At 59.7% G+C, this 24,067-nt stretch carries 21 protein-coding genes and 1 pseudogene; 8 read left to right on the top strand and 14 right to left on the bottom strand.

What is annotated here, in order from left to right; translation table 11 throughout:
• Nucleotides 1-6: 6 nt before the first annotated feature.
• Together P3G59_RS17305 and P3G59_RS17300 are read right to left on the bottom strand one after the other, a co-directional pair.
• A complete protein-coding gene (locus tag P3G59_RS17305; RefSeq protein ID WP_277758240.1) occupies nt 7-972 on the bottom strand; it encodes a FecR domain-containing protein in 966 nt (321 codons plus the stop codon).
• A gap of 3 nt (nt 973-975) precedes the next feature.
• Entirely contained in the window at nt 976-1,500 is a 525-nt protein-coding gene (locus P3G59_RS17300; RefSeq protein WP_277758239.1) for a sigma-70 family RNA polymerase sigma factor, read from the bottom strand.
• Between the two features lie 288 nt (nt 1,501-1,788).
• Here P3G59_RS17300 and P3G59_RS17295 point away from each other — a divergent pair, with 288 nt between their 5' ends.
• A complete protein-coding gene (locus tag P3G59_RS17295; RefSeq protein WP_277758238.1) occupies nt 1,789-2,040 on the top strand; it encodes a transmembrane sensor/regulator PpyR in 252 nt (83 codons plus the stop codon).
• A 252-nt stretch (nt 2,041-2,292) separates the two neighbouring features.
• Here the strand turns inward: P3G59_RS17295 and P3G59_RS17290 are convergent, their stop codons facing one another.
• Both P3G59_RS17290 and P3G59_RS17285 read right to left on the bottom strand, forming a co-directional pair.
• Nucleotides 2,293-2,961, bottom strand: coding sequence for a class I SAM-dependent methyltransferase (locus P3G59_RS17290; protein ID WP_277758237.1), 669 nt, complete (start codon nt 2,959-2,961; stop codon nt 2,293-2,295).
• A gap of 200 nt (nt 2,962-3,161) precedes the next feature.
• Nucleotides 3,162-3,527 carry a hypothetical protein gene (locus P3G59_RS17285; protein ID WP_277758236.1) on the bottom strand — a complete coding sequence of 122 codons (366 nt, stop codon included), beginning with the start codon at nt 3,525-3,527 and terminating at the stop codon, nt 3,162-3,164.
• A gap of 625 nt (nt 3,528-4,152) precedes the next feature.
• On the opposite strand from P3G59_RS17285, the gene P3G59_RS17280 reads away from it, so the two are divergent.
• The gene (locus P3G59_RS17280; protein ID WP_277758235.1) at nt 4,153-4,545 is read left to right on the top strand and encodes a GFA family protein; all 393 of its coding nucleotides are present in this window, start codon (nt 4,153-4,155) and stop codon (nt 4,543-4,545) included.
• A 111-nt stretch (nt 4,546-4,656) separates the two neighbouring features.
• On the opposite strand, the gene P3G59_RS17275 is transcribed toward P3G59_RS17280, so the two are convergent.
• Complete coding sequence (locus tag P3G59_RS17275; RefSeq protein WP_277758234.1) at nt 4,657-5,487, bottom strand: alpha/beta hydrolase; 831 nt, start codon at nt 5,485-5,487, stop codon at nt 4,657-4,659.
• 265 nt (nt 5,488-5,752) lie between these two features.
• Between P3G59_RS17275 and P3G59_RS17270 the strand changes: the two genes are divergently transcribed.
• The 4 genes from P3G59_RS17270 (at nt 5,753) to P3G59_RS17255 (ending at nt 10,001) form a co-directional block, all read left to right on the top strand.
• Nucleotides 5,753-6,208: a (2Fe-2S)-binding protein gene (locus tag P3G59_RS17270; protein ID WP_003224136.1), complete on the top strand. Its 456-nt coding sequence runs from the start codon at nt 5,753-5,755 to the stop codon at nt 6,206-6,208.
• A 22-nt stretch (nt 6,209-6,230) separates the two neighbouring features.
• Nucleotides 6,231-8,393, top strand: coding sequence for a xanthine dehydrogenase family protein molybdopterin-binding subunit (locus tag P3G59_RS17265; RefSeq protein WP_277758233.1), 2,163 nt, complete (start codon nt 6,231-6,233; stop codon nt 8,391-8,393).
• A 1-nt stretch (nt 8,394) separates the two neighbouring features.
• Nucleotides 8,395-8,973, top strand: a complete 579-nt coding sequence (locus P3G59_RS17260; protein WP_277758232.1) for a hypothetical protein — start codon at nt 8,395-8,397, stop codon at nt 8,971-8,973.
• A gap of 62 nt (nt 8,974-9,035) precedes the next feature.
• A complete protein-coding gene (locus P3G59_RS17255; RefSeq protein ID WP_277758231.1) occupies nt 9,036-10,001 on the top strand; it encodes a sensor domain-containing diguanylate cyclase in 966 nt (321 codons plus the stop codon).
• A gap of 189 nt (nt 10,002-10,190) precedes the next feature.
• On the opposite strand, the gene fabI is transcribed toward P3G59_RS17255, so the two are convergent.
• The 9 genes and pseudogenes from fabI to gloB form a co-directional block, all read right to left on the bottom strand.
• Entirely contained in the window at nt 10,191-10,985 is a 795-nt protein-coding gene (gene fabI / locus P3G59_RS17250; protein WP_007910591.1) for an enoyl-ACP reductase FabI, read from the bottom strand.
• Between the two features lie 19 nt (nt 10,986-11,004).
• Nucleotides 11,005-12,615 carry an ABC transporter ATP-binding protein gene (locus P3G59_RS17245; protein WP_277758230.1) on the bottom strand — a complete coding sequence of 537 codons (1,611 nt, stop codon included), beginning with the start codon at nt 12,613-12,615 and terminating at the stop codon, nt 11,005-11,007.
• A 1-nt stretch (nt 12,616) separates the two neighbouring features.
• Nucleotides 12,617-13,636, bottom strand: a complete 1,020-nt coding sequence (locus tag P3G59_RS17240; protein WP_277758229.1) for an ABC transporter permease — start codon at nt 13,634-13,636, stop codon at nt 12,617-12,619.
• A 1-nt stretch (nt 13,637) separates the two neighbouring features.
• Nucleotides 13,638-14,711: a microcin C ABC transporter permease YejB gene (locus P3G59_RS17235; protein ID WP_008088514.1), complete on the bottom strand. Its 1,074-nt coding sequence runs from the start codon at nt 14,709-14,711 to the stop codon at nt 13,638-13,640.
• 4 nt (nt 14,712-14,715) lie between these two features.
• Entirely contained in the window at nt 14,716-16,557 is a 1,842-nt protein-coding gene (locus tag P3G59_RS17230) for an extracellular solute-binding protein (RefSeq protein WP_277758228.1), read from the bottom strand.
• Entirely contained in the window at nt 16,554-18,386 is a 1,833-nt protein-coding gene (locus P3G59_RS17225; protein WP_277758227.1) for an extracellular solute-binding protein, read from the bottom strand. Before P3G59_RS17225 ends, P3G59_RS17230 begins: the two co-directional genes overlap by 4 nt.
• 112 nt (nt 18,387-18,498) lie before the next feature.
• Nucleotides 18,499-19,711 (bottom strand): annotated as a pseudogene (locus tag P3G59_RS17220) (IS481 family transposase).
• 504 nt (nt 19,712-20,215) lie between these two features.
• Nucleotides 20,216-21,679 (bottom strand): transglycosylase SLT domain-containing protein, encoded by a 1,464-nt coding sequence (locus tag P3G59_RS17215; protein WP_277758226.1) that lies wholly within the window; start codon nt 21,677-21,679, stop codon nt 20,216-20,218.
• A gap of 99 nt (nt 21,680-21,778) precedes the next feature.
• Nucleotides 21,779-22,546: a hydroxyacylglutathione hydrolase gene (gene gloB, locus P3G59_RS17210; RefSeq protein ID WP_277758225.1), complete on the bottom strand. Its 768-nt coding sequence runs from the start codon at nt 22,544-22,546 to the stop codon at nt 21,779-21,781.
• A 66-nt stretch (nt 22,547-22,612) separates the two neighbouring features.
• On the opposite strand from gloB, the gene P3G59_RS17205 reads away from it, so the two are divergent.
• Nucleotides 22,613-23,371, top strand: coding sequence for a methyltransferase domain-containing protein (locus tag P3G59_RS17205; protein WP_093430718.1), 759 nt, complete (start codon nt 22,613-22,615; stop codon nt 23,369-23,371).
• A gap of 90 nt (nt 23,372-23,461) precedes the next feature.
• Entirely contained in the window at nt 23,462-23,932 is a 471-nt protein-coding gene (rnhA, locus tag P3G59_RS17200) for a ribonuclease HI (protein WP_007910572.1), read from the top strand.
• Nucleotides 23,933-24,067: the final 135 nt, after the last annotated feature.

Below are 24,067 nucleotides of genomic sequence, written 5' to 3'. Positions count from 1 at the left end.
AATTTCTCAGGCTTTCGGCCCGACGCTGACCCACCAGTTGAAGGTTTTGTCGACGCGGATCGGCAGCGCCGCTTCCAGCAGGCGCAAGGCTTGATCGGTGTCCTTGAGCGGGAACGAGCCCATCACCGGCAGGCTTGCCACCGCAGGATCACAATGCAGATGCCCCGGCCGATAGCGATCGAGCTCTTCGATCAGCTCGCCCAACGGCACGTTATCGGCCAGCAACAAGCCCCGGCGCCAGGCTTCGCGCGCGGGATCCGCTGCAGACGCGGTGTACAACCGGCCGGTGCTGAATACCAGTTGCTGACCGGCCTGCACCACTTGGCTTTCGCCCTGGTGGTTAGTGACTTCAACTGCGCCCTCGTAGACATTCAGCACCGTACTGCGATCATTTTGGCGCACGCTGAAACGCGTACCCAGCGCACGCATCCGGCCCTGTTCGGTCTCGACCCAAAAGGTTCGGCCGAGGTCTTTCGCGGTGTCGATCAGCACTTCGCCGGCGCGCAGTTGCAGCAAGCGCTGGCGGCCATCGAAACGCACATTCAAGGCGCTCAAGGCGTTGAGCCAGACTCGACTGCCGTCGCTTAACGTGGCCTCGCGGGTTTCCCCGGTGTCTGTGGAGAGATCGGCGCTCAAGCGATCGATCGAGTCCAGCAGCGGCGTGTTACGCCCGACTGCCCAGCCCGCCAGTCCGGTGGCCGCGAGAATCAGCAAACCCTTGAGCGACTGACGGCGGCTGATCGAACTGCGCGCGTTGTTGCGCAGGGTCTGGCTGACGGCTTCGCTTTCGCTCTGCAATGGCGCGAAACGCTGGCCGACCCGTTCGACATAGCGCCACGCCGCCTGATGCTCGGGGCTTTGCGCCAGCCACGCCTGCCAGCGCAAACGTTCAGGCTCGGCGACCTGTTCGTCATGTAACTGCACGTACCAGTTGGCGGCCTGCTCGAGGCTGGCGTGGCTGAGTTTGCTCATGGGTCACTCAATCATCAGGCCGTCGAGTTCAGCTTCGAGGATCGCGCAATGCATCATCGCCTGCGCCAGGTACTTCTTGATCATCCGCTCGCTGACGCCGATCTGTTCGGCGATCAGCTTGTACGGCATGCCATGCAGCTGCGCGAGGATGAACGCCGCGCTGACCCGCTGCGGCAGGCGCTGGAGCATGGCGTCCACTTCGTGCAGGGTTTCGACGATGATCGCCTGCTGCTCGAGCGAAGGCTGCAAGGCCGGCGGGCGGCTGGCGAGGGTGTCGAGCCAGGTCTGTTCCAGTTGCCGGCGGCGCCAGTGATCGACGCACAACCCCCGGGCTATGGTTGCCAGATGGGAGCGCTCGTGGACTTCGCCATTGAAGGTTTGCGGGCGCTTGAGCACGCGGATAAAGGTGTCGTGGGCGAGGTCGGCGGCATCCATCGCGTTACTCAGGCGTCGACGCAATAGCTCGTGCAGCCAGCGATGATGGCTGAGGTAGAGATTGTGCACGAGCGAGGCATCGGCGACGGTCATCAGAACGGGCGTCCAAAGCGACCTTTATCGGTCTAAATAGGAATGGGTCGCGATTAAAGCAAAAGCACGGGGGGCGCGCAAATGATATTGGTTTGCTTTTAGGGGAAGAGGTTTCGGTTCTTGCTTTGGTGTAGTCGTAATGACTAGGTTCTAGGTCGAATTGACTCTTGTTGTCTGGTGTCAAATTGACGCGTTGTCATGCAAGTGGCTGATTTTATAGGCTCGAAGAACTGGCATGGGAGTTGAAGTACTTAACGTACACAACGAACCGATCAGGAGTACGCCACCATGCTCACTTTCTTCGAAAGCCCGCTGAACGTTCTGCACTTGTCGAGCAAAGTTCTAGTCGCCGGTCTGCTCATGCTGCTGGCCGGCATCTACGGCGCTTATCTCTACAACGGCCACATGCCGATTGCGCTGCTGGTGGCGATGCACGCGCTGACCATTCTCGGCCCGACCCTGATCAAGATCGGCTACGTCATGCGCCTGCTGGCGCAGTACCGCATCCGTGGCCCGCAGATGATCCCGCAAACCGCATAGATCCATGTGGGAGCGAGCCTGCTCGAGAAGGCGTCAGCACAGTCGGAGTCTATGTTGCCTGACACACCGCTTTCGCGAGCAGGCTCGCTCCCACAGTGGGTCGCAGCGTTCCCTGGATATGTGGTCAACGCAAAACCCTGTGGGAGCGAGCCTGCTCGCGAAGACGTTGGCACAGTCTGAATCTGTATTGCCTGACGTACCGCTATCGCGAGCAGGCTCACTCCTACAATGGATGGTGGACATTCTGGAAGCTCAGCGGCGCTCGGCAACCATCAGCAATGACTGCGGCAGCCGACTTTGCGGGTGTTGTGGTTCTTGCAGGCCGACCAGTTGGAACCCGCCCATGTCGAGGGCATTCAGCCAGCTCGACAACGTGCGGAAATACCACGGCATCGGTTGCCACTGGCCTTTGAACCCGGCAAAGGTTTCTTCGCGCCAGCCATCCTGATAATCCCCAGCCGCTACCGCCCACGGATGCAAGGTCTGAATGACCAAAACCCCACAGGGAACAAGCAGCGTATTCATCGCAGCAAGCAGCGGAATGATGTCCTGATGCAGCAATGAAAAATTGGCGCAGATCAGCTCATAGTCACAGCCGATATCGACCTTGCCCTCGACCAGCGCTGCATAGCTCGCGACGTGCACCTGCGCCGCCCCCGTCAAACGCGCCGCTTCGACCAGCCGCGCATCGCCATCCACACCGACCGCATCAATCCCGCGATCCGCCAGCGCCCGCAGCAACCAGCCTTCGCCACACCCCAGATCAAGCACGCGCTGCGGCTGACGGCCCATGATCGCCAGCAGAATCGCCTGATCGGTAACCTGCTGACGGCTTTCGATGGCACCGCTGCGGATCACCTCGATCCAGGCCTCAGCGTTGGCGTGCCAGCTCTGCAAAAGACTGGATTCGGGGGAGGGCATGATGGTGTCCCAGCGACTGAAAAACACAGTATGGATGCTGATCGCAAAAGAGCCGCATCAGGGCTTGAAGATCAGCGCATCCACCACAACTCCGAATGCTGACGAATGGTGTTTTTCGCGTGAAGCGCCTGAGCTTTTATCAATCGACCGGGGGCAACGCGAAAGTGAGGGAGTAACCCCTCACTCATTCGGTCTGGTGATTATTGCGGTACGCGCAGCTTGTCCAGCAGTCGATTGACCAACAGCTCGTTCAGCATGATCACCTGTTGCAGCGCCAGTAGAGGTTTGCGCTCCGGGCCGCCTATTGAGTTGGCGATGTTGCCGGCCATGGCATGAGCGTATGAAAGCGACTCACTGGCTTCGACGAGCAGGGTTTCGTCATCCAGCGTGGGGTCGACTAAATAGACGGGGCGAAACTTGGGTGAGCTTGGCGGAGCGCCCAGTGCTTCGGGTCGCAGGTAGTAGTCGAGGGCGCGATCGGTGGCTTCTTTGACCTTTTGCGGGACAAGCGAGGGGTCGTGGGGGATCGGATCGGTGGGTGGTGGATTTGGCGTGATTTTGAACATAGATAAAGCTCCAATTTGAAAAAAATGGGAGCCATCACCCTCGCTACCAAACGGCGGGTGGCGGCCATGCGCGGGTTGGTAGACCGGTCAAATCGGGAAACCCGGCGCTCACGGAGGAGCCCCACGCATGCCCACCATACATAGCCACCTAAAAAGGAGACAGCATCGACGGTGTCGCAACAACGACAATTTGAAGCGGGCTACCAAACCCGATCACTGTTTTGCAGTGACAGGCAAACGATATAGCCCGGCGCATAGCCGTGTAAGCCGGCGGATTCTGGCGTACGCGTAGGTAACGGCGCAAGGTGTTGTAGGGAGGATGGCGTAACGGTTTGTGTGCTTTAAACGTGATCACGGCTTGGTGTTTATTGATGAAAATACTGAATGGCGGGGGCTTTGGGTTTTGCGGTGTGTCAGTGGTATTCCCCCCTCACCCCAGCCCTCTCCCCCCAAGGGGGGCGAGGGGGAAAGGGAGCCGATCTCCGTGTACTCCAGAAACTGAGTTCAACTCGATATTTCAGGTCGGCGTATTTCGAGCATACAGCGCGGTCAGTTCCCTCTCCCTCTGGGAGAGGGTTAGGGTGAGGGCTGTCGGTAATCTCAAATTCTGAAGAGGAGGTGTGACATGAATCGATTGACTGGCGGCTGCCTGTGCGGCGATGTCCGTTTCGAAGTGACAGGTCAGCCCTACCGCGTCGGAATCTGCCACTGCCTCGACTGCCGCAAACGCCACGGCGCGCTGTTCGGCACCTTGGCCATATTTCCCGAGGATGCGCTGCAGGTCAGTGGCGAAACCCGCGACTACAACGGGCGCTTTTTCTGCCCGCGCTGCGGCTCACCGGTGTTTACGCGTTCGGCAGATGAAGTCGAAGTCAACGTCGGGTCGCTCGATGAACCGAACCAGTTCAAACCCACCTACGAACTCTGGACCATTCGCCGTGAGGCGTGGCTGCCGGCGCTGCCACTGGCTCACCACTATGACCGTGATCGCGAAAACACTGGCCGAACCGAAGATTAATTGCAGCCCACAATCTGCCTGTGTAGGAGCTGCGGAACGCTGCGATCTTTTGACGTTGATTTTCAAGGCGCAAAATCAAAAGATCGCAGCGTTCCGCAGCTCCTACATTGTTCAGCCGCGAATAAAGGCTAAAAGATCCGCGTTGATCGTCTGCGCCTCAGTCGTTGGCATTCCGTGTGGAAACCCCGGATACGACTTCAACGTGCCATTGGGCAGCAACTTCGCCGACAACGGCCCCGAGTTCGCATACGGCACAATCTGATCATCCTCGCCATGCATCACCAGCACCGGCACGGTGACTTTCTTCAAATCTTCAGTGAAATCGGTCTGCGAAAACGCCACGATCCCGTCGTAATGCGCCTTCGCTCCACCGATCATGCCCTGACGCCACCAATTGGCAATAATCCCCTCCGATGGCGTCGCCCCCGGCCGGTTGTAGCCATAAAACGGCCCGGTCGGAATATCCCGATAAAACTGCGCGCGGTTCGCCGCCAGTTGCGCCTGGAAATCATCGAACACCGATTTCGGCAGCCCACCCGGATTGCTCTCGGTCTGCACCATCAACGGTGGCACGGCGCTGATCAGCACGCCTTTGGCCACGTTGTCCTGACCATGCCGGGCAATGTAATGAATCACCTCACCGCCCCCGGTCGAATGGCCGACATGCACGACGTTCTTCAGGCCCAGGTGATTGACCACGGCCAGCGCATCGTCGGCGTAGTGATCCATATCGTGCCCGTCCCAGACCTGGCTCGAACGCCCATGCCCACGCCGATCATGGGCAACCACCCGAAAGCCCTTGCCCAGAAAAAACAGCATCTGCGCATCCCAATCGTCCGAACTGAGCGGCCAGCCGTGGTGGAAGTGGATCACCGGTGCGTCTTTCGGGCCCCAGTCCTTGTAGAAAATCTCGACGCCGTCTTTGCTGGTGACAAATCCCATGTTCGCTACTCCAGACCAATGTGAGGGGTAACCCGCGCGGTTAGCACGGACCGGTGTTGCTCATGATGGATTTCTGCTGCGCAGGCTCAGTGCGAGCCGTTATCAACTGTAGGATTAAAGTCGACATCTGCATGACCGGTGGTCGCAACGTCTGGCTTCGTACGCAAATTAGGCTTTGCTGAAAGGGATAAGCCGAGGCGCGCACAGGCATTGATGGCCGTAGCGACGCCCCTTCAGAACACCGTGAGTCTGAGGAAATTTGCCGATGCTGACATTGAATATCAATGGCAAGGATCAGGAGCTCGATGTCCCCGCGGACATGCCGTTGCTCTGGGTCCTGCGCGATGTCGCGCACCTGACCGGTACCAAATTCGGCTGCGGCATGGCCCAGTGCGGAGCCTGCACCGTGCACGTTGACGGGGCGCCGCTGCGCGCCTGCATTACGCCTGCGACCGCCGTGGCCCATGGACAAAAAATTCTTACCATCGAAGGCCTGTCCACCGACGGTTCGCATCCGGTGCAGCAAGCCTGGGCCGAACTCGACGTGGTGCAGTGCGGTTACTGCCAGTCGGGGCAGATCATGTCTGCGGCGGCACTGCTGGCGAAGATCCCCAAACCCACCGACAGCGATATCGATCAGGCGCTCTCCGGCAACATCTGCCGTTGCGGCACCTATCCCCGGATCCGCGCAGCAGTCAAACGCGCATCGGAAATCGGCTGATTCAATCTGTGGGAGAAAGGTGATGAACAGTCCTGTATCGCGTCGGGGTTTTCTCAAGGGCAGTGCCGTGTTGGGCGGCGGCTTGGTGGTGGCGTTTGTCGTCCCCGGCGGCCACAAGTTTGCCTATGCGGCCGAGAATGAAGGCAAGGTGTTTGCGCCGAATGCGTTTTTGCGGATTGCGGCGGACAACAGCGTCACGGTGCTGCTCGGGCATTCGGAGATGGGGCAGGGCATCTGGACCGGCCTGACCATGTTGATTGCCGAAGAGCTGGACGCAGACTGGTCGAAGATCCGCGTCGAGCACTCGCCCGCGTCAGCAGCGGATTACGGCATGCCGGGGTTTGGCGGCATGCAGATTACCGGTGGCTCGACGTCGACGTGGATGGAGTTTGACCGTTATCGCCTGGCCGGCGCGACCGCTCGGCAGATGCTGGTGGAGGCGGCGGCGAAACGCTTCGAGGTGGCGCCGTCGGCGATTCGCACTGAATCGGGTGTGGTGATCGCTGGTGATAAACGTGCGACTTACGGCGAGCTGGCGGATGCCGCCGGGCAACTGCCGGTGCCGGATCCGAAGTCGATCACCTTCAAGGAAGCCAAGGACTGGAAAGTCATCGGTAAACCGACCAAACGCCTCGACACGCCGGAGAAAATCACCGGTCGTGCCAAGTTCGGCATGGACGTACAGTTTGAAGGCTTGATGACCGCGATGGTCGCGCGCCCACCGGTATTCGGTGCCACTGTTAAATCCTTCGAGGGCGCTGAAGCACTGGCGGTACCCGGCGTGCATAAAGTGGTGCAGGTGCCGACCGGTGTCGCGGTGGTTGCTGATCATTATTGGGCGGCGAAGCTGGGCCGTGATGCGCTGAAGGTCGATTGGGACCTTGGACCGCATGCGGATCTAAGCAGCGAGAAATTGCTGGAAAGCTTCCGCAAACTGGCCGCGACACAAGGTACATCTGCGAGTCAGGCCGGCGATGCCAAAGGCAGTTTCGGCAAGGCGACGAAGAAAATCGACGTTGAATACAGCGTGCCGTATCTGGCCCACGCACCGATGGAACCGCTCAACTGCACGGTGAAGATCAGCGCGGAAAAATGCGAGATCTGGACCGGTACCCAGTTCCAGACGCTCGATCAAATGGTCGCCGGCAAGATCACCGGGCTGAAACCGGAGCAGGTCGAGATCCACACTGAGTTTCTGGGCGGCGGTTTTGGCCGCCGCGCCAACCCCACCTCAGACTTTGTCGCCGAAGCGGTGCAAGTGGCCAAAGCCGCCGCCATGCCGGTGAAAACCGTGTGGTCGCGTGAGGATGACATTCGCGGCGGTTATTACCGCTCGATGTTCCTGCATCAGGCGAAGATCGGTCTGGGCGCCGATGGTTTGCCGTCGAGCTGGCAACACGTGCTGGTCGGGCAGTCGATCATGACCGGCACGCTGATGGAGGCGACGATGGTCAAGAACGGCATTGACCCGACTTCGGTCGAGGGCGTTTCCGACAGCCCCTACGTCAAGGGCCTGGCCAATCATCAGATCGATCTGCATTCGCCGCAAACCGGTATCAATGTGCTGTGGCTGCGCTCGGTGGGCCATAGCCATACCGGTTTTGTCATGGAATCGCTGATCGATGAAATGGCCACGGCAGCGGGCAAGGACCCGGTCGAGTACCGACGAACCTTGCTCAAGGATCATCCTCGGCATTTGGGCGTGCTCAATCTGGCGGTGGAAAAGGCTAACTGGAAAGCTCCTCTGCCTGACGGTCATGCGATGGGCGTGGCGGTGCATGAGTCGTTCGGCAGCTATGTGGCGCAGGTCGCCGAGGTGTCGCAGGACAATCTGGCGATTCGCGTGCATCGCGTGGTCTGCGCCGTGGACTGCGGGATCGCGGTAAATCCGCAGAGCATCGCCGCGCAGATGGAGTCGTGCATCACGTTCGGTCTGGGCATGGCGCTGCACAGCAAACTGACGCTCAAGGACGGAGCGGTGTTGCAGTCCAACTACCACGATTATCAGGTGCTGCGGCTCAACGAGATGCCGGTGGTGGAAGTGCACATCGTGCCCAGCAGCGACAAACCCGGCGGCATCGGCGAGGCCGGTGTGCCGCCGACCGCACCAGCCGTGGCCAACGCGGTGTTCGCCCTGACCGGGCAACGCCTGCGCGAGTTGCCGCTGCAACTGTCGGGGGTGTGAGATGAAACGACATCTGTTGTTGGGCACGCTGATTCTATTGGGCTTGGGCAGTTATGCCTCGGACTTGTTTGCTGATGATCAGGAGGCGCTGAAAGCGTTCGGCACGGTGCAGAAAGTCTTCCAGAGTCCGCGTTGCCAGAACTGTCACATTCCCGGGGATTCGCCGTTGCAGTTCGACGCCGGCATTCCCCATGCGATGAATGTCGTGCGCGGCATGGACGGCAAGGGTGCCGCCGGTTTGCCTTGCGCAACCTGTCACGCGGAAAACAATCCGCCCGCCAGTTATGGCCCGCATGCGCCCCCGGGGGCGCCGCACTGGAGCCTGCCGCCGGCGGCGCACAAAATGGCCTGGATCGGCCTGCCGCCGGACAAGCTCTGCGCGCTGATCAAGGACCGTTCGAGCAATGGCGACCGCGACTTTGCCGCGCTGCTCAAACACGTCAGCGAAGATAAATTGGTGCTGTGGGGCTGGAATCCCGGGGCAGGGCGTGCGCCCGTGCCAGTGCCGCACGATATTTTTGTCGCGCAGTTCAAGCTGTGGGCCGATGCGGGCGGGCCTTGCCCGGTGGCGGGGCTCTGACGGGGTGAGGCCTCGCTGATTTGCGCTACGCTCAAGTGCATTGATGACAATGGAGTGTGCGAATGCTGGTTCCAGGAAAACCCGCCAATGAAGCTGCGCGGCTTCAGGTGTTGCACGGCCTCGACCTTCTCGATTCGGCGCCGGAGGAGCGTTTCGACCGACTGACGCGGTTGGCCAAACGCCTGTTCAATGTGCCGATTGCGCTGGTGACGCTGGTCGATACGGATCGCCAGTGGTTCAAGTCCTGTGTGGGCCTTGATGCCACGGAAACGTCGAGGGATGTTTCATTTTGCGGTCACGCGATACTGCAAAACGATTTGTTGCTGGTGCCCGATGCCCGCGAGGACGTGCGTTTTCATGACAACCCGTTGGTCACTGGCGCGCCGAACATTCGTTTCTACGCCGGCTACCCGCTGACCGTGCCCAACGGCAATAAAATGGGCACGCTGTGCCTGATCGACACCAAACCCCGTGACCTCGACGAAGAAGAGCGCGCGCTGTTGCGTGACCTCGCAGAGATGGCCGAGCAAGAGCTGACGGCCGTGCAGATGGCGAGCATGGACGAGCTGACGTTGCTGTCCAATCGTCGCGGTTTCAAACAACTGGCGCAGCACGCCCTCGACGCCTGCGCGCGGTTGGAGCGGCCGGCGACTTTGCTGTTTTTCGACCTCAATGACTTCAAACAGATCAACGATCTGTATGGGCACGCCGAGGGCGACAGTGCGCTGAAGACCTTTGCTGATGTGCTGCGCATTGCTTTCCGTGAGAGTGATGTGGTCGGGCGCTTGGGTGGGGATGAGTTCGTGGCGTTGCTGACGGGGTCGAGCCACATCGAAACCAACGCGATCATGACGCGGCTCAAGGAGATTCTCGAAGAGCGTAATGCCACGTTGCACCGGGGGTATGCGATTCGCTTCAGCGTTGGCCAGATCGAATACGACGCCAAACGCCATGAAACCGTGGACCGGTTGTTGGCGGATGCCGATGGCGCCATGTACGCCCATAAGCAGGCCCTGAAGCGCTGTTAGTGAATGCACCGCAGACCCCCTGTAGGAGTGAGCCTGCTCGCGATGGCGTCCGCCCATTCAACATTTTCATCGGCTGACCCACCGCGATCGCGAGCAGGCTCACTCCTACAAGGGGTGTGTGGTGTTGCGGGAATTTGGGCATAAAAAAACCCGCCTGAAGAGGCGGGTTTTTTATTGGCTAGGCGAAGATCACTCTTCGATGTTGCCCATGGCGGTGGTGTTGAAGCCGCCGTCCACGTACATGATTTCACCGCTGATGCCCGACGCCAGGTCGGAGCACAGGAACGCGCCGGCGTTGCCGACTTCGTCGATGGTGACGTTGCGACGCAGCGGGGTTTGCGCTTCGTTGGCGGCCAGCATCTTGCGGAAGTTCTTGATGCCCGAGGCTGCCAGGGTGCGGATCGGGCCAGCCGATACGCAGTTGACGCGGGTGCCGTCCGGGCCCAGGGAGCCGGCCAGGTAACGCACGCCAGCTTCCAGCGAAGCCTTGGCCATGCCCATCACGTTGTAGTTCGGCATGGTGCGCTCGGCGCCGAGGTACGACAGGGTCAGCAGGCTGCCGTTGCGGCCTTTCATCATTTCGCGGCCGGCTTTGGCCAGGGCTACGAAGCTGTAGGCGCTGATGTCGTGCGCGATGCGGAAACCGTCACGGGTGGTGGCTTCGGTGAAGTCGCCGTCCAGTTGGTCGCCCGGGGCGAAACCAACGGAGTGAACGATGCAGTCCAGGCCGTCCCACTTCTTGCTCAGTGCTTCGAAGACCTTGGCGATTTCTTCATCGCTGGCCACGTCGCACGGGAAGCACAGCTCAGGGCTCGAACCCCAGCCTTGGGCGAATTCTTCAACACGACCTTTCAGTTTGTCGTTCTGATAAGTGAAGGCAAGCTCAGCGCCCTCGCGATGCATGGCGGCAGCGATGCCGGATGCGATGGACAGCTTGCTGGCGACACCGACGATCAGTACGCGCTTACCGGCGAGAAAACCCATGTGTTGCTCCTCTTTCAGGTTATTGCGCAGTGGCTGGTGCCAAAAAAGCGGCTTCCAGCAACTGCTGTGTATACGGATGTTTAGGGGCGGCAAAGATTTCTTGCGCGTCTCCCTGTTCGACCACTTGGCCATGCTTGACCACCATCAACTGGTGGCTCAGCGCTTTAACAACAGCCAGATCATGGCTGATGAACAAATACGTCAGGTTGTACTTGGCTTGCAGTGAACGCAACAGCTCCACCACTTGCCGCTGCACCGTCCGGTCGAGCGCGGATGTCGGCTCGTCCAGCAGGATCAGCGCCGGTTTCAGCACCAAGGCCCGGGCAATGGCGATTCGTTGCCGTTGCCCACCGGAAAATTCGTGGGGGTAGCGGTGCCGGGTTTCCGGATCCAGACCTACCTCCTTCAATGCCGCAATAATCGCCGCTTCCTGTTCGGCTGCGGTGCCCATCTTGTGAATCCGCAGGCCTTCGCCAACGATATCGCTGACGCACATGCGCGGGCTCAGGCTGCCAAACGGGTCCTGAAACACCACCTGCATCTCCCGACGCAACGGGCGAACCTCGTTCTGCGTCAGGCAGTCTAGCTGCTTGCCTTCAAAGCGGATCACGCCTTTGCTGCCGATCAGCCGCAAAATCGCCAGACCCAGCGTGGATTTGCCGGAACCGCTTTCGCCCACAATCCCCAGGGTCTGACCCTGCGGCAGGCTGAAATTGATGCCGTCCACTGCCTTGACGTGATCCACCGTGCGCTTGAGCAGGCCTTTCTTGATCGGGAACCAGACTTTCAGGTCCTCGACTTCAAGCAGCGGCGCGCCGATTTTATTGCTCGCCGGGCCTCCGCTGGGCTCCGCGCCGAGCAATTCCCGAGTGTACGGATGCTGCGGCGAACGGAACAGCTCTTCGCACGATGCCTGTTCGACGATGCAACCGCGCTGCATGACACATACGCGATGCGCAATTCTTCGCACCAGGTTCAAATCGTGACTGATCAGTAACAGCGACATGCCCAATCTGGCCTGCAATTCCTTGAGCAAATCGAGGATTTTCAGCTGAACGGTCACGTCCAGCGCGGTAGTCGGTTCGTCGGCGATCAGCAGTTCCGGCTCGTTGGCCAAGGCCATGGCGATCATCACCCGTTGGCGCTGGCCACCGGACAATTCGTGTGGCAGGGCCTTGAGGCGTTTGTGCGGCTCGGGGATGCCGACCATCTCCAGCAGCTCCAGCGTACGCTTGGTCGCCACTTTGCCGGTCAGGCCCTTGTGGATGCCGAGGACTTCGTTGATCTGCTTCTCGATGGAGTGCAGCGGGTTCAGCGAAGTCATCGGCTCCTGAAAGATCATCGCGATACGGTTACCGCGAATGTGGCGGATGGTTTTTTCGCTGAGGCCCAGCAGGTTTTGCCCGGCGTAATTGATGCTGCCGGCCGGATGGCGGGCCATCGGGTAGGGCAGCAAGCGCAGGATCGAGTGCGCGGTCACCGATTTGCCCGAGCCGGATTCGCCCACCAGCGCGAGGGTTTCGCCGCGCTTGATGTCGAAACTCACGCCTTCGACGACCCGGTGCACGCGCTCGCCGAAACCGAATTCGACGGCGAGGTCGCGCACTTCGATCAGATTGTCCTGATTCATTTCACTTCCTCGGGTCGAAGGCATCGCGAGCGGACTCGCCGATAAACACCAGCAAACTCAACATCAGCGCCAGCACAGCAAAGGCACTCATGCCCAGCCACGGCGCTTGCAGGTTGGATTTGCCCTGGGCGACCAGTTCACCCAGCGACGGACTGCCGGCCGGCAAGCCGAAACCGAGGAAGTCCAGCGCGGTGAGGGTGCCGATGGCGCCGGTGAGGATGAACGGCATAAACGTCATGGTCGAGACCATGGCGTTGGGCAGGATATGGCGGAACATGATCGCGCCGTTCTGCATGCCCAATGCCCGTGCGGCGCGCACGTATTCGAGGTTGCGGCCACGGAGGAACTCGGCGCGCACCACGTCGACCAGGCTCATCCACGAGAACAGCAACATGATCCCCAGCAGCCACCAGAAATTCGGCTGGACAAAACTGGCGAGAATGATCAGCAGATACAGCACCGGCAAACCCGACCAGATCTCCAGAAACCGTTGCCCGGCCAAGTCGACCCAACCGCCATAGAAACCCTGCAGGGCTCCGGCAATCACGCCGATGATCGAACTCAACACGGTCAACGTCAGGGCAAACAGCACCGAAATGCGGAACCCGTAAATCACCCGGGCCAACACATCACGACCCTGATCGTCGGTGCCCAACAAGTTGTCCGCCGAAGGTGGCGCCGGCGCGGGGACCTTCAGGTCGTAGTTGATGCTCTGGTAGCTGTAGGGAATCGGCGCCCACAGCACCCACGCATCCTTGGCCTTGAGCAGTTCGCGGATGTACGGGCTCTTGTAGTTGGCTTCCAGCGGGAATTCGCCGCCGAAGGTGGTTTCCGGGTAGCGCTTGATCGCCGGGAAATACCAGTTGTTGTCGTAATGCACCGCCAACGGCTTGTCGTTGGCGATCAGCTCGGCGCCCAGGCTCAGCCCGAACAGGATCAGAAACAGCCACAGCGACCACCAGCCACGCTTGTTGGCCTTGAACAGTTCGAAGCGGCGGCGGTTGAGAGGGGACAGGTTCATCTCAATGCTCCCGACTTTCGAAGTCGATACGCGGATCGACAAGGGTGTAGGTGAGGTCGCCAATCAGTTTCACCACAAGCCCGAGCAGGGTGAAGATGAACAGGGTGCCGAACACCACCGGGTAATCGCGATTGATCGCCGCTTCGAAACTCATCAGGCCGAGGCCGTCGAGGGAGAAGATCACTTCGACCAGCAACGAGCCGGTGAAGAAGATGCCGATGAACGCCGACGGGAACCCGGCGATCACCAACAGCATGGCGTTGCGGAACACGTGGCCGTAGAGCACGCGGTGGCGGGTCAGGCCCTTGGCCTTGGCGGTGACCACGTACTGCTTGTTGATCTCGTCGAGGAAGCTGTTTTTGGTCAGCAGGGTCATGGTCGCGAAGTTGCCGATCACCAGCGCCGTCACTGGCAATGCCAGGTGCCAGAAGTAGTCGAGGATCTTGCCGCCGAAACTCAGTTCATCGAAGTTGTTCGAGGTCAGCCCGCGCAACGGAAACCAGTCGAGATAACTGCCGCCGGCAAACACCACGATCAGCAGGATCGCAAAGAGGAACGCCGGGATCGCGTAGCCGACGATGATTGCCGAACTGGTCCAGACGTCGAAATGACTGCCGTGCCGCGTGGCCTTGGCGATCCCCAGCGGGATCGACACCAGGTACATGATCAGCGTGCTCCACAGCCCGAGCGAGATCGACACCGGCATCTTTTCCTTGATCAGGTCGATGACCTTGGCGTCGCGGAAAAAACTGTCGCCGAAATCCAGCTTCGCGTAGTTCTTGACCATGATCCACAGGCGTTCCGGGGCCGATTTATCGAACCCGTACATGTGCTCGATTTCCTTGATCAGCGCCGGGTCCAGCCCTTGTGCGCCGCGATAGGAAGAGCCGGCCACCGACACCTCGGCACCGCCACCGGCAATGCGGCTGGTGGCGCCTTCGAAGCCTTCGAGCTTGGCGATCATCTGCTCTACCGGGCCACCGGGCGCGGCCTGGATGATCACAAAGTTGATCAGCAAAATGCCGAACAGCGTCGGGATGATCAGCAGCAGTCGCCGAAAAATATACGCCAGCATTTGATTACTCCGTGCCCACAGGGTCGGCTTGCAGTTTGGTTTCGACTTCTATCGCCGGTTTTGCGTCCGGCTTGACCCACCAGGTGTTAATCCCGATGTCGTACTTGGGCGAGACTTTCGGGTGACCGATGTGGTTCCAATAAGCCACGCGCCAAGTCTTGATGTGCCAGTTGGGAACTACGTAGTAGCCCCATTGCAATACGCGATCCAGCGCACGGGCGTGGGCCACCAGGCTTATGCGCGAATCGGCGTTGATCAGGTTCTCGACCAGTTGATCGATGATCGGATCCTTCAGGCCCATGGTGTTGCGGCTGCTCGGTTTATCGGCGGCGGCGCTCATCCAGTATTCGCGCTGCTCGTTGCCCGGCGAGTTGGACTGCGGGAAGCTGCCGACCATCATGTCGAAGTCCCGCGAACGCACGCGGTTGATGTACTGCGAAACGTCGACGCGACGGATCACCAGATCAATGCCGAGGTCGCTGAGGTTGCGCTTGAATGGCAGCAAAACCCTTTCGAATTCGGTCTGCGCCAATAGAAACTCGATGACCACCGGTTTGCCCGTGGCGTCGACCATTTTGTCGTCGACGATCTTCCAGCCAGCCTCTTGCAGCAGCTGATAGGCCTCGCGCTGCTGAGTGCGGATCATGCCGCTGGCGTCAGTCTTCGGATTGTCGAAGGCTTCGCTGAACACCTGCGCCGGCAACTTGCTGCGGAACGGTTCGAGGATCGCCCGCTGATCGGCGTCGGGCAGGCCGGTAGCGGCCATTTCCGAGTTCTCGAAATAGCTGCGGGTACGGAAGTAAGCGCCGTTGAACAGTTGTTTGTTGGTCCATTCGAAATCGAACAGCAGACCGAGGGCCTGACGCACCCGCGCGTCCTGGAACACCGGGCGACGCAGGTTGAAGACGAAACCCTGCATGCCGGTCGGGTTGCTGTTGGCGATCTGTTCCTTGATCAAGCGTCCCTCGGTGACCGCCGGGATGTTGTAGGCGTTGGCCCAGTTCTTCGCGGTCATTTCCAGCCAGTAATCGAACTGCCCGGCCTTCAGGGCCTCGAGGGCGACGGTGTTGTCGCGGTAGTAATCAGTGGTCATCGTGTCGAAGTTGTAGAAGCCACGGTTGACTGGCAGGTCCTTGCCCCAGTAATCCTTGACCCGCTCGTAGCGCACCGAACGCCCAGCCTTGACTTCGGCGACCTTGTATGGACCGCTGCCCAGCGGAATTTCCAGATTGCCCTTGCTGAAATCGCGGTCGGCCCACCAGTGTTTCGGCAACACCGGCAATTGGCCAAGGATCAACGGCAGTTCGCGATTGTTGGTGTGCTTGAATTTGAAGAGTACTTTCAGCGGATCTTCGGCGATCACTTCGGAAACGTCGCTGTAGTAGCCACGAAACAGCGGCGAGCCTTCCTTGGTCAGCGTGTTGAAGCTGAACACCACGTCGTCGGCGCGCACCGGGTGCCCGTCATGGAAACGGGCTTCGGGGCGCAGGTAGAAACGCACCCAGCTATTGTCCGGGGCCTTTTCGATTTTGCCGGCGATCAGACCGTATTCGGTAAAGGGCTCATCGAGGCTGTGCTTGGTCAGCGTGTCGTAGATCTGCCCGATATCATCGGCGGGCACGCCTTTGCTGATAAACGGGTTGAGGCTGTCGAAGCCACCAAAACCGGCCTGACGAAAGATGCCGCCCTTGGGTGCGTCGGGGTTTACGTAATCAAACTGTTTGAAATCGGCCGGGTATTTCGGCGGCTCGTTGTACAGGGTCACGGCGTGTTGCGGGGCGGCACAGGCCAGCCCGGCGAACAGCAAACCGCTGGCCTGGACGAGCAGGGTACGGACAGGGTTCATTGATCTTTCTCCGAAGACTTCAGCCACCACGCGCTCAGGCCCAGGGTGTAGGGCGGCGTGGTGACGAAGGCCAACCGGTTGCGGTAGGCCAGGCGGTGATAATTGAGGTACCAGTTGGGAATGCTGTAGTGCTGCCAGAGCAGCACGCGGTCAAGGGCCTTGCCGGCGGCGACTTGCTCGTCGCGGGTTTTCGCCGCGAGCAATTGTTCGAGCAGGTGATCGACTACCGGGTTGGCGATGCCGGCGTAATTCTTGCTGCCCTTGACCCCGACCTGACTGGAGTGAAAGTACTGCCACTGCTCAAGACCCGGGCTGAGGGTCTGGTTGAGCGTCATCAGGATCATGTCGAAGTCGAACTGATCGAGGCGTTGTTTGTACTGCGCACGATCGACTGTGCGCAGGCGCGCGTCGATGCCGATGCTGTTGAGGTTCTCGATGTACGGCTGGAGGATGCGTTCCAGATTCGGGTTGACCAGCAACAGTTCGAAACTCAGCGGCTGGCCATTGGCGTTTTGCAGGCGCTGACCGTTGAGCTTCCAGCCGGCCTCGGCGAGCAGGGCCAGGGCTTTGCGCATGGTTTCCCGAGGAATGCCGCGACCGTCGGTTTGCGGCAGGGTGAACGGCTCGGTGAACAGCTTGGCCGGCAGTTGTTCCTTGTACGGCTTGAGCATCAGCCATTCATGCCCGACCGGTAGCCCCGTCGCGGCAAACTCGCTGTTGGGGTAGTAACTGGTGGTGCGCTGGTAGGCGTCGCTGAACAGCGCGCGATTGGTCCACTCGAAGTCGAACATCAGGCCCAGCGCTTCGCGGGTTTTCACGTCGGCGAACGTGGCGCGGCGGGTGTTCATGAACAGGCCCTGACTCTGGGTCGGGATCTGATGCGGGATCTGCGCCTTGATCACGTCGCCGCGGCGTACGGCGGGGAAGTTGTAGCCGTTGGCCCAGTTCTTCGCCTGATGCTCGATGTAGATGTCGAATTCGCCGGCCTTGAACGCTTCGAAGGCCACGTCACTGTCACGGTAGAACTCGACTTCCATGCGATCGAAGTTGTACTTGCCGCGATTGACCGCCAGATCCTTGCCCCAGTAATCCTTGACCCGTTCGAAAATCAACTGCCGACCCGGCGTCACCGAAGTGATGCGGTAAGGGCCGCTGCCCAGCGGTGGTTCGAAGGTGGTGGCTTTGAAGTCGCGGTCTTTCCAGTAATGCTGCGGCAGTACCGGCAACTCGCCCAGACGCAGGATCAACAGCGGATTGCCCGAACGCTTCATCACGAAACGAATGCGCTGTTTGTTGAGGATGTCGACCCGCAGCACTTCCTGCAGCGCGGTGCGGTACAGCGGATGGCCTTCCTTGAGCAGCAGGCGGTATGAGAACGCCACGTCGTAGGCGGTGATCGGCGTGCCATCGTGGAAACGCGCTTCCGGGCGCAGATTGAACACTACCCAGCTGCGATCTTCGCTGTATTCCACCGATTGCGCGATCAAGCCGTAACTCGACGCGGGCTCGTCGCCGGACGGCGAATATTGGCCGGTGCCGACCATCAGCGGCTCGTTCAGCTCGTTGATGCCGTATTGGAGGAAATTCGGCGTAGTCACCGGGCTGGTGCCCTTGAACGTGTACGGGTTGACCGTATCGAAGGTGCCGAACGCCATCACCCGCAACGTACCGCCCTTGGGCGCTTGCGGGTTGACCCAGTCGAAGTGGGTAAATCTGGCCGGGTACTTGAGCGTGCCGAACTGCGCATAACCGTGACTTTCGGTAATCGTCGCGCTTGCGGTTGAGCTCAAGGCCAGGCTGATCAGGAGCAGGAGGAGGGGACGCTTCAAGTCAGATCCGATCCAGGCGGCTTGGGCTTTGTGGGCCGTACAGTAACAGCTTGTCTGGACAGGAAAAAGATAGCGAGTTAACGGGCTGTTAATCCTCTCGCCGAAGAGCCCCTCACCCTAACCCTCTCCCTGTATGTACCGGAGACATGGTGGACACATGTTCGGAGACATGGTGGACGGTTTTAGATCTTCTTACCTGCCGTAACGATCTGCAAGTTCAAGTCGATTCGGGCAATACGATGTCTACTCCAGTAGACATCGTGGATGCCATCTTCCGTCGTTTCCCGGATAGCTACTGACCTCCCGTAAAAAGCTTTTCCGACTGTGTATTCACGGTTCCGCCAGTAGATCTCGCCCTTCACCTGAACCTTCCTGACCACATCCCCATCGTCGTACTCCGGCGCCGCGGGTTGCTCCTGATATTCCCGTGGGCTGCTGCTGTAGCGAGTAGCAGGCACCTGCATGTCCAACGCTTGATGTGGACGCTTCTGGTTGTAGATATCACGCCAGATATCAAACGCCCGTTGTGCACCGTTGAGATCAATAAAATGTCGGTCTCGCAGGACTTCATTTTTCAGGCTGCGGTGGAAGCGTTCCAGCTTTCCTTGGGTTTGCGGATGATAAGGTCGAGAGTGCCCGACCTTGATGCCCTGACTCATCAGCCAGACCTCCAGCGCGGTATAAACGCCAGTCTGGTCACCCCAGGGTGAACCGTTGTCCATCGTCATGCGCAAAGGCAGACCATGACGCCGAAAGACCCGGATTAGATGCTCCTGAACGGTTTCACGTCGCTCATCGAGGCAGGCCGCGATACACAGCGAAAACCGCGAATGATCGTCCAGTATCGTCAACGGATGGCAACGTCCCTGAGCCAGGCTGATATGGCCCTTGAAGTCCATCTGCCAAAGATCGTTGGGCGCTTCATGCTCGAAGCGGATAAACGGTTTAATCTCAGCGGCCTTTGAATCAACGCGTGAATGACGCTGTAAAACCGCATGCACGGTACTGACCGAAGGCATTACTACGCCGCTGTCTTCCAGCACACGTTTGAGCTTGCGAGCGCCCCAAGCCGCGTATTCCTCACTCACGGTCAGAATCTGCTGCTCAACCTCTTCAGCGCAGCGTTTGGGTGACGTCTTCGGTCGTCGAGACTGATCGATCAAGCCCTCTGCACCTGAAGTTTCAAACCTGTTGAGCCATTTGTAGGCAGTGCTTGGGCTGATATTGAATCGGCGGCAAAGCTGCCGGACATTGGCTCCTTCTTGCCGAGCCAAATGCACGAACTCTGAACGAAGCTGCACGGTGGACACCTCTTCCCAGGACACAGGTCATCTCCTTGGTGATGAGCAATGTGTCTATTAAAAAGTGTCCACCATGTCTCCGAACACCTGTCCACCATGTCTCCGGTACATACACTCCCGGAGGGAGAGGGGACTGACCGAGGTGTTTCTTCGAGCTACATCGACCTGAACTGTCGGGTCGAACTCACGTTTTGAAAAGCCCCTCACCCTAACCCTCTCCCGGAGGGAGAGGGGACTGACCGAGTTGTTTCTTCGAGCTACACCGGCCTGAACTGTCGAGTCGAACTCACGTTTTGAAAAGCCCCTCACCCTAGCCCTCTCCGGGAGGGAGAGGGGACTGACTGTGGTGTTGTGAGAGTTGCACCGACGTGCGATACCGAGTCGAACTCAGATTTTGAAAAGTCCCCGATTAGCTCCCTTTCCCCTCGCCCCCGTGGGGGAGAGGGCTGGGGTGAGGGGGATGGATCTTCAGGGCGCCACAAAACTTCATCCAAAAAAAAAGCCCCTGAAATTTCAGGGGCTCTTCTATCAACGCGACTGATAAACCGTGAGCATCTGCCCCGGCTTCAGCGCTTTACCCGCACCCGGATTCCAGCGCTTGAGATGCTGCATCTCAACGTTGAAGCGCTTGGCCACGACGTAAAGCGTGTCACCGCGCTTGACCTTGTACTGGGTCTGCTGCGCGCTGTCGTCCTTGCCTTTGGTCTTGCTGTTCGACGCAATCACCGTATTGACGCGCCCAGACTTGCGAGCCGGCGCACGCTTGCTGGTGTCTTGCATCACCAAAGTCTGGCCAACCTTGAGATTCTTGCCAGTGAGCTTGTTCCAGCGTTGCAGATCCTTCACTTCGACCTTGTTGGCCTTGGCGATGGAACCGAGGTTGTCGCCACGCTTCACCCGATAAGCACGCTTGAGCTGCGCCACTTCCGACGGATCGGCGCCTTCGAACACGGGCTTGAGCGAACGCGGGCTGATCAGCTCCTCAGGCCGCATGGTCTGCAGGCTGGCGGTCAGCAATTGCGCCTTCGAGGTTGGCACCAGCAGATGCTGAGGGCCGTCGATGGTGGTGCGTTGCTTGAACGCCGGGTTGAGCTGGAACAGTTCGTCTTCGTCGATGTTGGCAACCGCTGCGACTTTGGACAAATCCATGCGCTGGTTGATTTCGACGACCTGGAAGTACGGTTCGTTGGCAATCGGGTTGAGGTTCACGCCGTAAGCTTCCGGCGCCAGCACCACTTGCGACAACGCCAGCAACTTCGGCACGTACGCCTGGGTTTCCGCCGGCAGCGGCAGGTTCCAGTAATCGGTTGGCAGGCCAAGCTTTTCGTTACGTTCGATGGCGCGGCTGACTGTGCCTTCGCCGGCGTTGTAGGCCGCCAGGGCCAGCAACCAGTCACCGTTGAACATGTCGTGCAGACGGGTCAGGTAATCCATCGCTGCGGTGGTCGAGGCGGTGATATCGCGACGACCATCATAAAAGCGGGTCTGACGCAGGTTGAAGTAACGCCCGGTGGAAGGAATGAATTGCCACAGACCCACCGCATCGGCCCGGGAATAGGCCATCGGGTTGTAGGCGCTTTCAATCACCGGCAGCAGGGCCAGTTCCAGCGGCATGTTGCGTTCTTCGAGGCGTTCGACGATGTAATGGATATAGAGACTGCCGCGTTCGCCGGCATTCTCGAGGAAAGAGGGATTACTGGCGAACCACAGGCGCTGTTGTTCGATGCGCGGGTTTACGCCGAGGCCTTCCTGCAGCTGAAAGCCCTGGCGCATGCGCTCCCAGATATCCTGGGGAACCTGTGGGCTGGGCTTTTCGGTCAGCCAGATCGGCTTCTGCTTGGCTCGCGCAGCAATGTTCGGCGTATGGGTCGCTTCAGTCTGCGGAGCATGGCTGGAACAGCCCGCCAGCGTGGCGGACACAGCCACCGCGATGGCTTGCGCCAGGCGGGTCAATGCGTCTGAATTGACGGACTTACGTATGGATGACGACATTGGCTGGAAGTAAGTTCCGGGCAAAAATGTCGGGCGATTCTAGAAAGCGCACCCCCTGCGGTCAACCATTCAGAATTTTTGTACCAAGTGGCCGGGTACTTAGAACTTATCTTTCCAGGCCCGCAGAGCCGCAAATACCTCACTCGGCGCCCGGTTTTGAGCGCCTGCCCGTTCGTCCACTTTTTGTGTAACTAATGTTTCAGTGGTACGCAAAAACGGGTTTGTGAGCTTTTCCAGCGCCAGGGTCGAGGGCAGGGTCATCACACCGTTTTGCCGTTGCTGGGTGACTTTTTCCAGACGGGCGGCAATGTCCGGGTTGCCCGGTTCGACGGCAGCGGCAAATTTGAGATTGCTCAGGGTGTATTCATGGGTGCAGTAGATCAGCGTATCTTCGGGTAAAGCGGCGAGGCGGCTGAGCGAGTGGTGCATTTGCTCCGGCGTGCCTTCGAACAAACGGCCGCAACCGGCAGCAAAAAGGGTGTCGCCGCAGAACAGCAAACCGTGGTGGTAATAGGCAATGTGGCCCAGGGTGTGACCGGGCACCGCATAGACGTCGAAGTCCCAGCCGAGCACGCTGACCGTGTCGTTGTCCTTGAGCGCCATATCGCGCCCCGGAATGTTTTCACTGGCCGGGCCGTAGACTTTCGCCTTGGTCGCCGCTTTCAGGCGCTCGACGCCGCCGACGTGATCATGATGGTGGTGGGTGATCAGGATATCGCTCAACACCCAGCCTGGATGCGCTTCGAGCCATGCCTGCACTGGCGCGGCATCGCCCGGATCGACCACCGCGCAGCGCTGGGTGCGGTGATCCTGTAACAACCAGATGTAGTTGTCGGTGAACGCGGGCAGGGCACTGATCTGTATCATCGTCGGAATTCGCCAAGCGGAAAACATTGGCGCATCTTAGTAGTTCCTGGCGCTTTGGAGAATGCGATGAGTGATAAAGCGTTCGCACAGGCTGATCCTGACTGGCTGGCCCTGATCGGTGCAGCCCGTGAATGGCTGTCCGGCCCGCTCGGGCAATTTCTGCTCGATGAAGAGCGGCGCATGCTCGAAGACGAGTTGGGCCGTTTCTTTGGCGGTTATCTGGTGCACTACGGGCCATCGGCCGAAACCCCGCCGTCGGCGCCGCAAGTACAGCGCAATGTGCGCCTCGGTGCGCCGTTGCCCGGCGTCGAGATCGTTTGTGAAGAGCAAGCCTGGCCGCTGAGCGAGCATGCTGCCGACGTGGTGGTGATGCAGCACGGTCTGGATTTCTGCCTGTCGCCGCACGGTTTGCTGCGTGAAGCGGCGAGCAGCGTGCGGCCCGGCGGGCATTTGCTGATCATCGGCATCAACCCGTGGAGCACTTGGGGCCTGCGTCATGTGTTCGCCCACGACGCCTTGCGCCAGGCGCGTTGCATCTCGCCGTCGCGGGTCGCTGACTGGCTCAATCTGCTCGGTTTTGCGCTGGAGAAACGCCGCTTCGGGTGCTATCGTCCGCCGCTCGCGTCACCCAAGTGGCAGGCCCGTCTGGCCGGCTGGGAACGCAAGGCCGGTGACTGGCAGCTGTCGGGCGGTGGCTTCTATTTACTGGTCGCGCGCAAGATCGTGGTCGGGCTCAGGCCGTTGCGGCAGGAACGTCGCGAGCCGATGGGCAAGCTGATTCCGCTGCCGATGGCCAAGGTCAACCGCCGCCGCATCGAACCGTAAACCTTCTTTTATTCGTGGCCGGGTTTGTCCCGGCCTCGGTCATTGTCGATCCGTGATCGGCAAGACACCCATTTTTCTGGATAGCGTGGCATGAGCGAAAGCGTTGAAAGCGTCGACACCGTAGAACTGTTCACTGACGGCGCCTGCAAGGGCAACCCCGGCCCGGGCGGCTGGGGCGCGTTGCTGGTGTGCAAGGGCGTCGAAAAGGAGTTGTGGGGCGGCGAAGCCAACACCACCAACAACCGCATGGAACTGCTCGGCGCGATCCGCGGCCTGGAAGCCTTGAAGCGTCCGTGTGAAGTGCTGCTGGTGACCGACTCGCAGTACGTGATGAAGGGTATCAACGAGTGGATGGCCAACTGGAAAAAACGTGGCTGGAAAACCGCCGCAAAGGAGCCAGTGAAGAACGCTGATTTGTGGAAAGAGCTGGATGAGCAGGTCAACCGCCACAAGGTCACCTGGAAATGGGTGCGTGGGCACATTGGTCATCACGGTAACGAGCGGGCTGACCAGTTGGCCAACCGTGGGGTGGATGAAGTTCGCGGTTACAAGCAGAGCTGATTTCGCTTCTGAACCGTGGTGCGGCCATTCGCGAGCAGGCTCGCTCCCACAGGGAAATGCATTCCAGATCTGATGCCCCTTCCCTGAATTGGAATGCATTCCAATGTGGGAGCGAGCCTGCTCGCGAAGGGCGCG

This window comes from Pseudomonas sp. A34-9 (assembly GCF_029543085.1).
Classification (GTDB): domain Bacteria; phylum Pseudomonadota; class Gammaproteobacteria; order Pseudomonadales; family Pseudomonadaceae; genus Aquipseudomonas.
The sequence above is the reverse complement of the archived record's forward strand: the minus strand, read 5'-3'. Positions and strand labels throughout refer to the sequence as shown.

Coding starts and splice junctions, on each gene's coding strand:
- P3G59_RS17275 (WP_277758234.1), bottom strand. CDS start 5,487: ATGGGATTTGTCACCAGCAAAGACGGCGTCGAGATTTTCTACAAGGAC.
- P3G59_RS17245 (WP_277758230.1), bottom strand. CDS start 12,615: ATGAATCAGGACAATCTGATCGAAGTGCGCGACCTCGCCGTCGAATTC.
- P3G59_RS17285 (WP_277758236.1), bottom strand. CDS start 3,527: ATGTTCAAAATCACGCCAAATCCACCACCCACCGATCCGATCCCCCAC.
- P3G59_RS17205 (WP_093430718.1), top strand. CDS start 22,613: ATGAGTGATAAAGCGTTCGCACAGGCTGATCCTGACTGGCTGGCCCTG.
- rnhA (WP_007910572.1), top strand. CDS start 23,462: ATGAGCGAAAGCGTTGAAAGCGTCGACACCGTAGAACTGTTCACTGAC.
- P3G59_RS17300 (WP_277758239.1), bottom strand. CDS start 1,500: ATGACCGTCGCCGATGCCTCGCTCGTGCACAATCTCTACCTCAGCCAT.
- P3G59_RS17290 (WP_277758237.1), bottom strand. CDS start 2,961: ATGCCCTCCCCCGAATCCAGTCTTTTGCAGAGCTGGCACGCCAACGCT.
- P3G59_RS17230 (WP_277758228.1), bottom strand. CDS start 16,557: ATGAACCCTGTCCGTACCCTGCTCGTCCAGGCCAGCGGTTTGCTGTTC.
- P3G59_RS17270 (WP_003224136.1), top strand. CDS start 5,753: ATGCTGACATTGAATATCAATGGCAAGGATCAGGAGCTCGATGTCCCC.
- P3G59_RS17240 (WP_277758229.1), bottom strand. CDS start 13,636: ATGAACCTGTCCCCTCTCAACCGCCGCCGCTTCGAACTGTTCAAGGCC.
- P3G59_RS17280 (WP_277758235.1), top strand. CDS start 4,153: ATGAATCGATTGACTGGCGGCTGCCTGTGCGGCGATGTCCGTTTCGAA.
- P3G59_RS17305 (WP_277758240.1), bottom strand. CDS start 972: ATGAGCAAACTCAGCCACGCCAGCCTCGAGCAGGCCGCCAACTGGTAC.
- P3G59_RS17215 (WP_277758226.1), bottom strand. CDS start 21,679: ATGTCGTCATCCATACGTAAGTCCGTCAATTCAGACGCATTGACCCGC.
- P3G59_RS17255 (WP_277758231.1), top strand. CDS start 9,036: ATGCTGGTTCCAGGAAAACCCGCCAATGAAGCTGCGCGGCTTCAGGTG.
- gloB (WP_277758225.1), bottom strand. CDS start 22,546: ATGATACAGATCAGTGCCCTGCCCGCGTTCACCGACAACTACATCTGG.
- P3G59_RS17265 (WP_277758233.1), top strand. CDS start 6,231: ATGAACAGTCCTGTATCGCGTCGGGGTTTTCTCAAGGGCAGTGCCGTG.
- P3G59_RS17260 (WP_277758232.1), top strand. CDS start 8,395: ATGAAACGACATCTGTTGTTGGGCACGCTGATTCTATTGGGCTTGGGC.
- P3G59_RS17295 (WP_277758238.1), top strand. CDS start 1,789: ATGCTCACTTTCTTCGAAAGCCCGCTGAACGTTCTGCACTTGTCGAGC.
- P3G59_RS17235 (WP_008088514.1), bottom strand. CDS start 14,711: ATGCTGGCGTATATTTTTCGGCGACTGCTGCTGATCATCCCGACGCTG.
- fabI (WP_007910591.1), bottom strand. CDS start 10,985: ATGGGTTTTCTCGCCGGTAAGCGCGTACTGATCGTCGGTGTCGCCAGC.